Origin of the sequence: Bradyrhizobium sp. CCBAU 53415 (assembly GCF_028128735.1) — a bacterium.
Taxonomy (GTDB): domain Bacteria; phylum Pseudomonadota; class Alphaproteobacteria; order Rhizobiales; family Xanthobacteraceae; genus Bradyrhizobium.
In genome coordinates this window covers 194,001-208,244 of record NZ_LBJF01000022.1, presented here as the reverse complement: position 1 = coordinate 208,244, position 14,244 = coordinate 194,001, and the positions used below count along the sequence as shown (strand labels likewise).

Sequence of the window (14,244 nt, the reverse complement as noted above, 5' to 3'; positions counted from 1 at the left end):
AGCTTGGATCGGTCTCGATGGGAAATCGAGAGTAGCGCGATTTCGCGCCAGCGCAATCAGGCCGGTTCGGTGTTGCGGGAGCGATCGGACAATGCGGTGGAGAGGACGTTACCAAGAGCGCTCTGCTTGTCGCGGCGGCGTTGCACCGAAGAGGGTATGCGCATGGCTTCGCGGTACTTCGCGACCGTGCGGCGGGCAATATCAATGCCCGAAGCGCGCAAGCGTTCCACGATGGTGTCATCCGACAGGATCGCGGAGGGCTCCTCCGAATCGATCAGCTGCTTGATATGGTGACGCACGGCCTCGGCCGAATGCGCCTCGCCGCCATCGGCCGAGGCGATCGAGGCCGTGAAGAAATATTTCAGCTCGAACGTGCCGCGGTTGGTCGCCATATATTTGTTGGCGGTGACGCGCGACACCGTGGATTCGTGCATCTGGATGGCGTCGGCGACGGCCTTCAGATTGAGCGGCCGCAGGTGCGCCACGCCATGGGTGAAGAAGCCGTCCTGCTGGCGCACGATCTCGGTTGCAACCTTCAGGATGGTGCGGGCGCGCTGGTCGAGCGCGCGCACGAGCCAGGTCGCGTTCTGGAGCGCGTCTGTGAAATAGGACTTGTCGCCGTCCTTGCCGACCTTCTTGGACAGCTCGGAATAATAGGTCTGGTTGACCAGCACGCGCGGCAAGGTGTCGCTGTTGAGCTCGACATGCCAGCCGCCATCGGGGCCCGGGCGGACATAGACATCGGGCACCATGGTCTGCAAGCGCGCCGAGCCGAACTTCATGCCCGGCTTGGGATTGAGGCGGCGAATCTCGCCGATCATGTCGGCGATGTCCTCGTCGTCGACGCCGCAGATCTTGCGCAGGGCCACGATGTCGCGCTTGGCGAGGAGGTCGAGATGCTCGACCAGGGCCTGCATCGCGGGGTCGTAGCGGTCGAGCTCGCGGAGCTGGATCGCGAGGCATTCGCTCAAGGATCGCGCGCAAACGCCGGGCGGGTCGAATTTTTGCAGCACGGCGAGGACGTCCTCGACCTCCTGCTGCGTCGCGCCGAGACGCTCGGCGGCCTGGCCGAGATCGGGCGGCAGATACCCGGCCTCGTCGACGAGGTCGATCAGGTACTGGCCGATCATGCGCTGGGCGGGCGCGGTGAAGGCGACCGAAAGCTGCTCGGCGAGATGATCCGACAACGTTGTCTCGGCCGCGACAAAAGCCTCGAGATTGTAGTCTTCGTCACCAGAGGCGCCGCCGCCCCATTCGGTATAGGTGGTCGGCACGGCATCCTGGGCGTTACGCGCCGCGGCCTCGGCCGGCTCCTCGGAGAAGACGTTGTCGAGGCCGGTGTCCAGGGTCTGCTCGATCTCGGCGCGGGTGCCGAGATCCTTGCTCATCCATTCTTCCTGGCCCGGCTCGAAACCGTCGGCGCTGCCGCCGAGGCCGTCCTCGCCCTGACCGTCACCCTGGCCACCCTCGGAATCGCCGTAGTTCCCGGCCTCGGCCGGAGCCTCTCCCACCGGGACCTCGTCACTGGCCCGTTCCAGCAGCGGATTGCGCTCGAGCTCCTCTTCCACGAAGGTCGTGAGATCGAGATTGGACAATTGCAGCAGCTTGATCGCCTGCATCAGCTGCGGCGTCATGACCAGCGACTGCGATTGCCGGAACTCTAATCTCTGCGTGAGCGCCATGAAGCAAGAACCGTTCCCAAAAATTGGTCCGATTTTTGCTTATCCTAGTCCAAGCCCGATGTACACGGCTTGACGAATTGGAAAAAAGGGCTAGAGGCGGAATTCCTCGCCAAGGTAAAGGCGGCGCACGTCCGGATCGGCGACGATTTCATCCGGGGTCCCCTCCGTCAAGATTTCCCCGGCATAGACGATATAGGCGCGATCGGTGAGGCCGAGCGTCTCGCGGACATTGTGGTCGGTGATGAGCACGCCGATGCCGCGATTGGTGAGATGGCGGACGAGGTCCTGGATGTCGCCGACCGCGATCGGGTCGATGCCGGCGAAGGGCTCGTCGAGCAGCATGTAGTTCGGCCGCGTCGCCAGCGCGCGCGCGATCTCGACGCGGCGGCGCTCGCCGCCGGACAGCGCGATCGAGGGCGATTTGCGCAGGCGCGTGATGTTGAACTCGTCGAGCAGCGAATCGAGCTGCTGCTCGCGCTTCTTGCGCGAGGGCTCGACCACTTCGAGCACGGCGCGGATGTTCTGCTCGACGGTGAGGCCGCGGAAGATCGAGGCTTCCTGCGGCAGATAGCCGATGCCGAGCCGCGCGCGCTGATACATCGGCAGCTTCGTCACGTCGTGGCCGTCGAGCTCGATCGCGCCGCGGTCGGCCTTGATCAGGCCGGTGATCATGTAGAACACGGTGGTCTTGCCGGCGCCGTTCGGACCGAGCAGGCCGACGGCTTCGCCGCGGCGCACATAGATGCTGACGCCGCGCACCACCTGGCGGCTGCCGAAGCTCTTTTCCACGCTATGCACAGCCAGGAAGCCGGGCCGCTTCAGGAGCTGCGGCCCGCCGGCACCGTTCGACCTGGCGGCGGCGCTTCTGACGGGATGAACCGCCTGCGGACGCGGCGTCTCGACTTGATAGTCGGCCTGGTAGTCAGCCTGATAGTCCCCTTGGAATTGGTCTGGCGCGCGCATCGGCTGGTCGCGGGCGATCGGCGGCGCGTCCCTGACGGGACTGGCCACGAGGCCGGCGACGCTGTCGCCGAGCGCGGTGATGTCCTGTCGCGCAAATCCTGGCCGGCCGCGTTTGGCGGGGCGCCGACGGAACATGCTGAAGAGATCGACCATCCCCGCCTTCTAGCCTTTTCGCGACGATCCTGCGCAAATTCGCGCGATCTGCCGCATCGGCCTTTCGATTCGCCGAGGCAGCATCAGTGAAGGGATGTCTCATGCCCAGTGAAACACGCCCGAAAAGCGGCGGACCCCGCTTCGAAAGCCCTGCGCGCTAGATACAGTCTCGCCGGGCAAGCTTCAACCTCGGATCGGGAGCACCCAAGACAAGTGATTGAATCTACTTTTGTTTAGTTGCACTTGGCAATTGCAGAGGCGGCGCCGCGCCGGATTTGGCCCCTTGTCCCCCTTGACCGCAATCATTGCTGCCGCCCTGCGGCAGCAGCGCTTGCACGCGGCCGTTGTCGGATTCCACACGTGACACGCCGGTCGTCATGTCGACCATCAGGCGGTCGCCGCGCAGCACGTTCTTGCACTGGGTCAGAACCACCTGGCCCGAGCCGCCGAGCATGGTGATGAGGTTGGTCCTGGTGTCGAACACGGCGGTCTCGCCTGTCACCACCTGGTCCTTCTGGGTGACCACGACATTGCCGCGCGCCTCCAGCCGCTTGATCGAGGAGCTGCCGCCGGGCCCGGGCGTCGCCGACTGCATCGGCGCCGATTTCGCGCCCTTCGCAGGTGCGGGCTGCGGCGCGGCCGCCTTGTCGCCGCTCGATTCGTAGAACACCACCAGCGTCTTCGAGGTCATGGTGGTGTCGCCCTGCACGACCTTCACATTGCCGGCGAAGGTCGCCTCCTTCTTCTTGTCGCGCATCTCCAGCGAGGCCGCTTCGATCTGGATCGGTTGATCGCGGTTCTGCGAAAAGCCCTGCATCGCATTGGGCACGCCTTGCATCGTGCTCTGTGCAATGGCCGCACCCGTGACGAGCAGCGCGAGGCCGACGGCGAGCACGGCCTTGCTGACAACAGCGTCGCGCGGAAAACAGGTCATCATGAAAATCATCTTGAATTGGCAGACTTGTTCTGAGGCGCGCGTGTCTTCGCCGACGCGGGCTCGGGCGGCGCAGGCTGAGCGGCGGGCTCGTCCAGCTTGTCCAGGTGCATCACCACATTGCCCTCGAAACGGATGACGTCACCGCCATCGGTAATCCGCAAGCGATCCGCGCTCAGCGTGCCGTTGGTCAGCTTGACGTCGACGCGCTCGTCCGAGGTGACCGTGCCCTTGCCCATGTCGACGAAGGCCGAGTTCAGCCGCGCCTCATAGCCGGTCGAGGTGCGCAGGAGGATGTCCTTGTGCAGGTCGAGCTGCTGCTGCTTGTTGTCGAAGCGGCCGGTGCGGGCATCGAGGAACAGCGTCGATTGATCCTCCATCAGCACCTTCGCGCGCAGGTCCGATAGATCGACATGGTCGGCATCGGTGATGTCCTGCGTCGCGGTCTTGGCCCAGAGCTCATAGGGCCGCTGGTCCGGCGTGTAACCGGCGAGGTGCGGCGATTCCATCGTGATCCTGGTGCCCGACACCACCATGTTTCCGGAATCGAGCGGCAGCTTCGGCATCAGCATGCGGAAGGGATTGAAGATCGAAACGCCGACGATGGCGGCCATGGACAGCAGCACCGCACCCGGCACCGCGATGCGCAGAATCCGCACCATGCGGCTGTGGCGCGCCGCGCTGGCGAACTTCGCCGCAAGCGCGGCGTCGTAGGTGGGATTCTGGGCCGAATTCACCTGGGTTCCTGCTTACCTGGGCTCCTGAAGTGTCGCTCGCCTTGCCGGGTCAAAAGGGGGGCGCCCCATTGTAGCCGGCGCCGCCTGAAGATGCAGCCGGCGACAGGCCGTTACGAAAGTGTCCGAAACGGGGCGGCAACCTCAGGCTAACCGCCGCGCAGGGCCTCAGGAATGCGCGAAAATGTCCTCTTCCGCCCAGCCCTGGAGATCGAGCAAGGCGCGGGTCGGCAGGAAGTCGAAACAGGCCTGTGCCAGCTGGCTGCGGCCTTCCCGGACCAGCATGGCGTCGAGCCGTTCGCGCAAGGCATGCAGATGCAGCACGTCGGAGGCGGCGTAGGCGAGCTGCGGCTCGGTGAGGCTGTCGGAACCCCAGTCGCTCGACTGCTGCTGCTTGGAGAGGTCGATGTTGAGCACCTCGCGCACGAGGTCCTTGAGGCCATGGCGGTCGGTATAGGTGCGGGTCAGGCGGGAGGCGATCTTGGTGCAGTAGATCGGCCCGGTCATGACGCCGAAGGTCTGGTACAGCACCGCGACGTCGAACCGCGCGAAATGGAAGATTTTCGTGAGGGCCGGATTGGCCAGGAGCGCCAACAGGTTCGGCGCGTCGGTGTGCCCCTTTGGGATCTGCACCACGTCGGCGCTGCCGTCGCCGGGCGAGAGCTGCACCACGCAGAGCCGGTCGCGGTGCGGGTTCAGCCCCATGGTCTCGGTGTCGATCGCCACCGCTCCGGTGTAGCGGGACAGGTCGGGCAGGTCGCCGCGGTGCAGGCGTACGGTCATGGCGTGTCAAAACCTCGATCGAATCGGTTGTGTCGGCACAATAGGCTCATTTGGATTGCCCGCGATGTAGCCATTGCAGGCGGGCCGCGCAAGCAAGGTTGCGCGCAGGGGTGGACGGCGCCCCGGCCGGCGGGCTGTGGCCTGGATCCCACAACCCGGCGCGGGCTTCATATTCCAGCGCAACTTGTGCCATGCGCCCCGTGGACATCGTCCCGGCCGACCCCATCTGCCAGTTTCGCGCGCTCCCTCCTCCCTCGCCATGAATCAGGTGGACATGACCGAACAGACGCTCGCTGCGCCTATCGACGATCCGCAGGAAGGCCAACGCGGCTTTTCGCGCTACCAGGCGCTCCTCATCGCGCTGCTCGCATTCACGCAGTTCACGATCATCCTCGACTTCATCATCATGTCGCCGCTCGGCGCCATCCTGATGCCCGCGCTCGACATCACGGCGGGGCAGTTCGGCATCGCGGTGTCGGCCTACGCGTTCAGCGCGGGCATTTCGGGCATCCTCGCCGCCGGCTTTGCCGATCGCTTCGATCGCAAGCGCCTTCTGCTGTTCTTCTATGTCGGCTTCACGCTCGGAACCATGCTCTGCGCCGCCGCGCAGAACTACCATGTCCTGTTGCTCGGCAGGATCGTGACCGGATTGTTCGGCGGCGTGATCGGCTCGGTCGTGCTGGCCATCGTCACCGACCTGTTCCCGCTGCAGATGCGCGGTCGCGTGATGGGCTTCATCCAGACGGCGTTCGCCGCGAGCCAGGTGCTCGGCATTCCCGCCGGGCTGTTTCTCGCCAATCACTGGAACTGGCATGTCTGCTTCGTGGCGATCGTCGCCGTCTCGATCGTCGCGATCGCCATCATCGCCTTCGCGATGGAGCCGGTCGATGCGCATCTGAAACTGAAGCAGGACAAGAACCCGTTCCACCATCTGATCGCGACGATCGGCCAGCCGCGCTATACGCTCGCCTTCACCGTCACGACGCTGCTGGCGACGGGCGGCTACATGCTGATGCCGTTCTCCAGCGCCTTCACCGTGCACAATCTCGGCATCGACATCACGCATCTGCCGACGATCTATCTCGTCTCCGGCCTGTTCAGCATCGTCACGGGACCGCTGGTCGGCCGGGCCAGCGACGCGTTCGGCAAATACCCGACCTTCGTGTTCGGCTGCGCGATGACCGTGGTCATGGTGCTGATCTACACACATCTCGGCCACGTTTCGCTCGCGACCGCGATCCTCGTCAATGTCCTGATGTTCGTCGGCATCTTCTCGCGCATGATCCCGTCGCAGGCCCTGATGTCGGCGATCCCCGATCCCGACCAGCGCGGCTCGTTCAGCGCGGTGAGCGCCTCGCTGCAGCAGCTCTCCGGCGGGCTCGGCTCGGTGCTCGCCGGCGCGATCATCGCGCAAGCGCCTGACGGCGCACTGATCCATTTCGACCGGATCGGCTACGTCGTCGTCACGACGACGATCGTCACGCTGGTGGCAATGTACTTCGTGCAGAAGGCGGTGGCGGAGAGGATGGGGAAGCAGGTGGTGTGAGGGCACCACGCAGCAGCAGCCCGGCTCGTCGATCAGCCGCCACCGAACTTGGATGGATCGTCATAGGCGGGAGGGTCGTCGTGGTTGGTCCGCAGGCCGCCGGGAACGGAGTCGTCGCGATAGACGCGCGCACCATTCGGCGTGACGTCGACTGGAACGACAGCGTGGCCCGCTCGAGCGATGACATGTCGCAACTTGTGATGCCCTCTTGCGGCGGCGTCCGCAGAGGCACACAGACCAATCAGGAGGCAAAGGCCCAAGACGCCCCATCCCAAGACACCGCGCATTGCACTTTCTCGGCTCATGGCCCGATACCAACGCAACACTTTGAAAGAGTTCATCTGTCTGGATCCGTTTGTGATCCAGAATTGTATGGTGCCCAGGAAAGGACTCGGCCGCCCCTCCTGAGAAACGATGATTTTGCAGGCCTTTTGAACCGAGCCGGAGACCGTCGTGTACTGGTATTGTGTGCCGGAAACAATCGCCTTGATATCCTAGGTCTGTGCCTCTTCGAAGGAATTTTCGTCCACACGTCTGAACTCGATAGGCCGCGACCGCTCCGCAAATCCAGCACGCAGGCCGTCCGCACGCACACTTTCGCGCCGACGGCATTGAGGTGGATCAATTGTCCCAAGCGGCAGTTGGCTGTAGATTTACGCTTCGGCCCGCGTGGCGCGAGGGTCGATGCTTGGCTAGGGGACCGCCTGCGGCGTGCGTGTGCCGCGCTTTGATGGAGGTCATCCACGATGAAGGTGGTACTCGCCCTTGCACATCGACTGCTCGCCGGCTGTGCGTTGCTGGCAGTGGCTGCGGTCACCGCTAACGCGCAGCAGACCACCGGCACGCCGGGCTCGCCCGACGCCACGACGACAATCGACGGACGGTACCTTCCGAACCCGCCGCCATCCTTCCGGGGGCAGATCAGTCCCAACGCCGTAGACTCGAAGCCCTATTGGCCAGCGCGTGTCGTGCCGCCCAAGGGCGCGCCGAACATCCTGTTGATCATGACCGACGACGTTGGTTTTTCCGCGCCGTCCACGTTCGGCGGCGTGATTCCGACTCCAACGCTGGACCGCGTCGCCGCGAGCGGTCTGCGCTATACCGCGTTCCACACCACGGCGCTGTGCTCGCCGACACGGGCCGCGCTCCTCACCGGCCGCAACCACCACTCGGTGGCGACGGGCGTCGTCGTCGACCAGGCGACGGGCTACCCCGGCTACAACAGCGTCATCCCGCGCGACGCCGTCGCCATCGGCGAGATCCTGCGGCAGCAGGGCTACGACACGTCTTGGTACGGCAAGGATCACAACGTCCCGCAGTGGGAAGGGAGCCAGGCGGGTCCCTTCCATAACTGGCCGACCGGCCCCATCAAGGGATTCGATTACTATTACGGTTTCGCCGGCGACGACACCAGCCAGTGGCAACCGAACAACCTGTTCCGCAACACCACACCGATCCAGCCTTTCCTTGGCAATCCCGGCTGGAATCTGGTCACGGCCATGGCCGACGAGGCGATCGGACGCATCAAGATGCTGAACGACGTTCAGCCCGACCGTCCCTTCATGATCTACTACGCCCCCGGCGCTACGCACTCGCCGCACCATCCGACGCCGGAGTGGGTCAAGAAGATCAGCGACTTGCACCTGTTCGACCAGGGCTGGAACAAGCTGCGTGAAACCATCTTCGCCAATCAAAGGAAGCTCGGCGTCATCCCGCAAAACGCAAAGCTCACCACCTGGCCGCAAGACATCCCGCAGTGGGATACGCTCTCGCCCGAGGCGAAGAAGCTCTACATCCGCCAGGCCGAGGTCTATGCGGCGTTCCTGGCCTATACGGACAGCGAGATCGGCCGCGTGGTCCAGGCGATTGCGGACATCGGCAAGCTCGACAATACGCTCGTCATCTACATCAGCGGCGACAACGGCGCGAGCCCCGAGGGCACGCTGCACGGCCTGTTCAACGAGTTCGCCGTTGCGAATGCCGTGAACCCGACGGTCGAACAGAACATGAAATTCTACGATGCCTGGGGCTCCGACCAGACCTACCCGCATTACGCAGTCGGCTGGGCGTGGGCCTGGGACACGCCGTATCAATGGACCAAGGAGGTGGCCTCTCACTTCGGCGGCACCCGCAATGGCATGGCCATGGCCTGGCCCGCGCGGATCAAGGACGCCGGCGGCATCCGCCACCAGTTCCACCATGTGATTGACATCGTGCCGACGATCCTCGAAGCGGCTGGCCTCCCGCAGCCGGTGAGCGTCAATGGCGTCGCGCAGAAGCCGATCGAAGGGGTGAGCATGACCTACACCTGGGACAAGGCCAACGCGAACGCGCCGGGCCAGCGAACGACGCAGTATTTCGAAATGTTTGGTTCGCGTGCGATCTACCACGACGGATGGATGGCCTCCGCGCCTCCCATCCACGCGCCTTGGGTCCTCACCTTGGACAAGCCGCCCGCGGATGTCATGAACGACTTCCCATGGGAGCTTTACAACCTCACCGAGGACTGGACGCAGGCCAACAACCTCGCCGCCAAGATGCCGGACAAGCTCCGCGCCATGCAGCAACTGTTTGCGATGGAGGCGACGAAGTACCAGGTCTTTCCGCTCGACGACTCTCGCCTTGAGAGGTTCATCTCGCACAAGCCAAGCTATGCGCCGGGCCGGACCCTGTTCACCTATTCGGGCGAAGTGAGCAACGTGCCGTTCCCGGACACTGGTAACGCACCGAGCTTGCTGAACCGGTCGTACACAATCATGGCCGAGGTCGATATTCCCCAGGGCGGTGCCGAGGGCATGCTGATGACCGACGGCGGCCGCTTCGCCGGCTACGGCTTCTATCTGCTCAAGGGCAAGCCGGTGTTCACCTGGAACCTGCTCGGCCTCGAGCGCGTGAAGTGGCAGGGCAAGGATGCACTGACGCCCGGCAAGCACACACTGGAGTTCGATTGGAAATACGACGGTCCCGGCCTGGGCAAGGGCGGCACCGGCACCCTGAAGGCGGACGGCAAGGTCACCGACAGCCATCCCATGCCGCGCAGTCTGCCGATCACCGTCATGTGGGACGAGACCTTCAACGTCGGCCTCGACACTGGCACGCCGGTGGACGATCAAGACTACCAAGTGCCGTTCCGCTTCACCGGCAAGATCGACAAGCTGACGGTGAAGCTCGGGTCGGACGAGATGTCAGCCGCGGGAACGACCCAAGGAAGCCGCCGATAGGCGGTAGCAGTTTCATCAAAAGATTGGTCGGCCCCGCAAACGGGGCTGACCACATGTGCCCCGGTCCGCGGCTCAAATTCCCTGCAAATAAGCGATTTCAATCGCTTGGATATGGGATGGTGCCCAGGAAAGGACTCGAACCTTCACGGCCGTTAAGCCACTGGCACCTGAAGCCAGCGCGTCTACCAATTCCACCACCTGGGCATGCCGTTTGGGGCACGGAGGCGGTTACTACGGTTCGGTGACGCCGTTGTCAATTCATGCGTGAAGCCCGGTTCGGGATGGCGATTGCGCATCGCAAACCGGCCCGATAAAAGTCTGACAAGACGCACTCTTTTCCGCAGGAATGGACCCCAGGAATGGCTCCCATGGCATCGAATCTGGACACGCTCGTCACGGTTTTCGGCGGATCGGGGTTTTTGGGCCGCAGCGTCGTCCGTGCCCTGTGCAAGAGGGATTACCGGGTCCGGGTCGCGGTGCGGCGGCCGGAACTCGCCGGCTTCCTCCAGCCGCTTGGCCGGGTCGGGCAGGTCCACACCGTGCAGGCGAATCTGCGCTATCCGGCCTCGGTCGAGGCGGCGCTGCGTGATTCCCATGTCGCCATCAACCTCGTCGGCGTCCTCACCGAGGGCGGCGCGCAGACTTTTGATGCCGTCCAGGCCAAGGGCGCCGAAACCGTCGCCAAGGCGGCGGCCGCGGCCGATGCCAGCCTGGTGCATGTCTCGGCGATCGGCGCGGACGCGGAATCGCCCTCGCGCTATGCCAGGGCCAAGGCGGCCGGCGAGGCCGCGGTCCTGGCCGCGGTTCCCTCCGCCACGATCTTCCGCCCCTCCGTGATTTTCGGCCCCGAGGATCAGTTCACCAACCGCTTTGCCGCGCTGGCCCGGATGTCGCCGGTGCTGCCGCTGATCGGCGGCGAGACGAAGATGCAGCCGGTCTATGTCGGCGATGTCGCCACCGCGATCGCGGACGCTGTCGACGGCAAGGCCAAGGCGGGCGCTACTTACGAGCTCGGCGGGCCGGAAGTGCTGACCATGCGCGAGATCGTCGAGACCATCCTGGAGATCACCGACCGCAAGCGGATGCTGATCCCGCTGCCGTTCGGCCTCGCCCGCTTCAAGGCGGCCTTCCTGCAATTCGCGCCGGGCGCGCTGAAGCTGACGCCCGACCAGGTCACGCTGCTCGAGCGCGACAATGTCGTCTCGGAGGCGGCGAAGGCGGCCGGCCTGACGCTGGAAGGTCTCGGCATCGCCCCCGATTCGCTGGAAGCGATCGCCCCGCAATATCTCTGGCGTTTCCGCGCCGCCGGTCAGTTCCAGCGCATGAGCGTGTGAGGCGCTTCACCTCTCTCGCTTGCGGGAGAGGCAAGTCGGAGCACAGCGGCTCGCATCACAATTCAATTGTGAGAGTCGCTGCTCTACCGGCCCAGCGCCAGCGCGATCAGGCCGAGCGTGCCGACGATGACGCGCCACCAGGCGAACACCACGAAGCCGTGGCGGGTGACGTAAGTCAGGAACGTCTTCACCACGATGATGGCGGTGATGAACGACACCACGAAGCCGATCGCGACGATGTTCATGTGGTCCATCGTCATCTCGGCGCGGCTCTTGTAGAAGTCGTAAGCGAACGCGCCGATCATGGTCGGGATGGCGAGGAAGAACGAGAACTCCGCCGCCGCGCGCTTGTCGGCCCCGAGCAGCATCGCCGCGACGATGCTGGCGCCGGAGCGTGACACGCCGGGGATCATCGCCATGCACTGCGCGATGCCGATATAGAGATACATCAGCAGCGGAAATCTGGTGGCGTCATGCTCGCGCGGCTTGAGATCGAGCTTGTCGACCCAGAGCAGGATGGCGCCGCCGACGATCAGCGTGAAGCAGATGACCCAGGGATTGAACAGCAGGCTCTTGATGTACTTGCCGGCGACGAGGCCGACGATCACGGCGGGCAGGAACGCCACCAGCACGCCGATCACGAAGCGCCGCGCATCCGCATCGCCTGTGAACAGGCCGATCACGACGTCCCACAGCTTTCTGAAATACAGCCCGACGATCGCGAGGATCGCGCCCAACTGGATCAGAACCGTAAACGAATCCCAGAAGGCGCCTTCGCCGAGATGGAAGAAGCGCTCCGCGAGCAAGAGGTGACCGGTCGAGGATACGGGAAGGAACTCGGTCACACCCTCGATGATGCCGAGGATCACTGCCCGTATCGCGTCTGACATATTTACGGTCCATTTCGGCTGGAAAAGCGGGGTTCTTCTCGCCTATTCGTTCCCATGCCGCAATCGCAAAATGCGAAGTCACTCTCTTGCTTCGCGATTTTGAGGGACTAGTGTGGCGCCGCACAAACATTGATGGATTCTTAAGCACCATCAAATAGTCAAAGGCTTCATGTTTACGCTGTTCCATCATCCGTTCTGTCCGCATTCGCGCTTCATCCGCCTGATCGCGGGCGAATACGGGCTCGATCTGAAGCTGGTCGAAGAGCGCAGCTGGGAGCGGCGCGAGGCGTTTCTGCTGCTCAATGCGGCCGGAACCACGCCGGTCCTTGTGGACCAGGAGCAGCCGCCGATCCCGGGCGCAGCCATCATCGCCGAATATGTCGACGAGGCCTATGGTGCCGAGATGGGGCCGAAGCGCCTGATGCCGGAGACCATCGGCGAACGTGTCGAGGTGCGCCGGCTGATGGCGTGGTTCAACGAAAAGTTCTTCGAGGAGGTTTCGCATCCGCTCGTCACCGAGCGCATCTACAAGCGCTTCATGAGCGAGGAGAACGGCGGCGGCCCGCCTTCGGCCGACGTGATGCGCGCGGCGAAGGCCAATGTGCGCTATCATCTGGCCTATATCGGCTGGCTGGCGCAGACACGCAATTTCCTCGCCGGCGACCGGCTCACTTACGCGGATCTCGCCGCCGCGGCGCATCTCTCGGCGATCGACTATCTGGGCGACGTGCCATGGAGCGAGGACGACGCAGCAAAGGCGTGGTACGCGCGGGTGAAATCCCGCCCGTCGTTCCGTCCGCTGCTGAGCGAATGGCTGGCGGGCGTGCCGGCGTCGCGGACCTACGTGGACCTGGACTTCTGAACTCCGATCCGACTGAACTGAAGGCGGCGCTCGAACGCGAGGCGCGCGCGCTCGGCTTCGACTGCATCGGCATCACGGCGCCCGGCACGATCGAGGCGGCCGGAAAGCACTTCCTCGCGTTCATCGCCGGCGGCGGCCATGGCGACATGGACTGGCTCGCGGCGCAGCCGGAGCGCCGCGTCGATCCACGCGGCTTGTGGCAGGACGTGCGCTCGGTGATCATGCTCGGCGTCAACTACGGTCCGGGCTCCGATCCGCTGGCGATCCTGAAGCGGCGCACGCGCGCGGCGATCTCGGTCTACGCGCAGGGCGACGACTATCACGACCTCATCAAGAAGCGCCTGAAGGCGCTGGCGCGCTGGCTGGTCGCGACCGCGCCGTCGGACGTGAAAGTTTTCGTCGACACCGCGGCGGTGATGGAGAAGCCGCTCGCACAGGCCGCGCATCTCGGCTGGCAGGGCAAGCACACCAATCTGGTCTCGCGCGAGTTCGGCTCCTGGCTGTTCCTCGGCGCGATCTACACCACGCTCGAGCTGCCGCGCGACGACGCCGAGATCGACCATTGTGGCTCGTGCCGGGCGTGCCTCGACATCTGCCCGACCGCGGCGTTCCCCGCACCCTACAAGCTCGATCCGCGGCGCTGCATCTCGTATCTCACCATCGAGAACAAGGGACCGATCCCGCGGGAATTTCGCAAGGGCATCGGCAACCGAATCTATGGCTGCGACGATTGTCTTGCCGCGTGTCCGTGGAACAAGTTTGCGCAGGAGGGACGTGAGGCCAAGCTCGCCGCACGCGACGAGCTGCGCGCGCCTGCGCTCGCCGAGCTGGCGCGGCTCGACGATGCAGCATTTCGTGCGCTGTTCACGAAGTCGCCGGTGAAGCGCGTCGGCCGCGACCGCTTCTTGCGCAACGTGCTGATCGCGATCGGCAATTCGGGTGATGTGGAGCTGGCAGACGAGGCGCGGCGCTTGCTCGATGATGCAAGCCCGCTGGTTCGCGGGGCTTCGGTGTGGGCGCTGGGACAGCTGGTGTCCCGGGAGGAGTTTGCGGCGATGAGAGCAGCCACGATGAGCAACGAGCACGACGACAGCGTGCGTGAGGAGTGGCAAGACGCCTCCTGATCCACCGCTGTCATTCCC

Annotated in this window: 12 protein-coding genes and 1 tRNA gene; 5 read left to right on the top strand and 8 right to left on the bottom strand. The window is 64.4% G+C overall.

The window, feature by feature from the left end:
• Positions 1 to 56: 56 nt before the first annotated feature.
• The 5 genes from rpoN to XH87_RS15445 form a co-directional block, all read right to left on the bottom strand.
• A complete protein-coding gene (rpoN, locus tag XH87_RS15465) occupies positions 57 to 1,682 on the bottom strand; it encodes an RNA polymerase factor sigma-54 (protein WP_271587947.1) in 1,626 nt (541 codons plus the stop codon).
• A 90-nt stretch (positions 1,683 to 1,772) separates the two neighbouring features.
• Positions 1,773 to 2,798, bottom strand: a complete 1,026-nt coding sequence (gene lptB, locus XH87_RS15460) for an LPS export ABC transporter ATP-binding protein (protein WP_035704120.1) — start codon at positions 2,796 to 2,798, stop codon at positions 1,773 to 1,775.
• Between the two features lie 223 nt (positions 2,799 to 3,021).
• A complete protein-coding gene (locus tag XH87_RS15455) occupies positions 3,022 to 3,744 on the bottom strand; it encodes an LptA/OstA family protein (RefSeq protein ID WP_035704117.1) in 723 nt (240 codons plus the stop codon).
• Positions 3,741 to 4,469 carry an LPS export ABC transporter periplasmic protein LptC gene (gene lptC / locus XH87_RS15450; RefSeq protein WP_271587946.1) on the bottom strand — a complete coding sequence of 243 codons (729 nt, stop codon included), beginning with the start codon at positions 4,467 to 4,469 and terminating at the stop codon, positions 3,741 to 3,743. The genes XH87_RS15455 and lptC overlap by 4 nt, the downstream gene beginning before the upstream one ends.
• A 165-nt stretch (positions 4,470 to 4,634) precedes the next feature.
• A complete protein-coding gene (locus tag XH87_RS15445) occupies positions 4,635 to 5,249 on the bottom strand; it encodes a ribonuclease D (RefSeq protein ID WP_271587945.1) in 615 nt (204 codons plus the stop codon).
• Between the two features lie 274 nt (positions 5,250 to 5,523).
• Between XH87_RS15445 and XH87_RS15440 the strand changes: the two genes are divergently transcribed.
• Positions 5,524 to 6,795: an MFS transporter gene (locus tag XH87_RS15440; protein ID WP_271587944.1), complete on the top strand. Its 1,272-nt coding sequence runs from the start codon at positions 5,524 to 5,526 to the stop codon at positions 6,793 to 6,795.
• A 32-nt stretch (positions 6,796 to 6,827) separates the two neighbouring features.
• Here XH87_RS15440 and XH87_RS15435 read toward each other — a convergent pair whose 3' ends face one another.
• Positions 6,828 to 6,989, bottom strand: coding sequence for a hypothetical protein (locus XH87_RS15435; protein WP_271587943.1), 162 nt, complete (start codon positions 6,987 to 6,989; stop codon positions 6,828 to 6,830).
• Positions 6,990 to 7,541: 552 nt separating this feature from the next.
• Between XH87_RS15435 and XH87_RS15430 the strand changes: the two genes are divergently transcribed.
• The gene (locus tag XH87_RS15430; protein WP_271587942.1) at positions 7,542 to 10,016 is read left to right on the top strand and encodes an arylsulfatase; all 2,475 of its coding nucleotides are present in this window, start codon (positions 7,542 to 7,544) and stop codon (positions 10,014 to 10,016) included.
• Positions 10,017 to 10,133: 117 nt separating this feature from the next.
• Here XH87_RS15430 and XH87_RS15425 read toward each other — a convergent pair.
• A tRNA-Leu gene (locus XH87_RS15425) sits at positions 10,134 to 10,220 on the bottom strand.
• A gap of 164 nt (positions 10,221 to 10,384) precedes the next feature.
• On the opposite strand from XH87_RS15425, the gene XH87_RS15420 reads away from it, so the two are divergent.
• Positions 10,385 to 11,350: a complex I NDUFA9 subunit family protein gene (locus tag XH87_RS15420; protein WP_271587941.1), complete on the top strand. Its 966-nt coding sequence runs from the start codon at positions 10,385 to 10,387 to the stop codon at positions 11,348 to 11,350.
• An 83-nt stretch (positions 11,351 to 11,433) separates the two neighbouring features.
• Here XH87_RS15420 and XH87_RS15415 read toward each other — a convergent pair whose 3' ends face one another.
• A complete protein-coding gene (locus tag XH87_RS15415) occupies positions 11,434 to 12,240 on the bottom strand; it encodes an undecaprenyl-diphosphate phosphatase (RefSeq protein ID WP_271587940.1) in 807 nt (268 codons plus the stop codon).
• Positions 12,241 to 12,409: 169 nt separating this feature from the next.
• Between XH87_RS15415 and XH87_RS15410 the strand changes: the two genes are divergently transcribed.
• On the top strand, positions 12,410 to 13,102 hold the full coding sequence (locus XH87_RS15410; RefSeq protein WP_035704106.1) for a glutathione S-transferase family protein: 693 nt from the start codon (positions 12,410 to 12,412) through the stop codon (positions 13,100 to 13,102).
• Positions 13,051 to 14,226 (top strand): tRNA epoxyqueuosine(34) reductase QueG, encoded by a 1,176-nt coding sequence (gene queG / locus XH87_RS15405; RefSeq protein WP_271587939.1) that lies wholly within the window; start codon positions 13,051 to 13,053, stop codon positions 14,224 to 14,226. Before XH87_RS15410 ends, queG begins: the two co-directional genes overlap by 52 nt.
• The last annotated feature ends 18 nt before the right edge of the window (positions 14,227 to 14,244 follow it).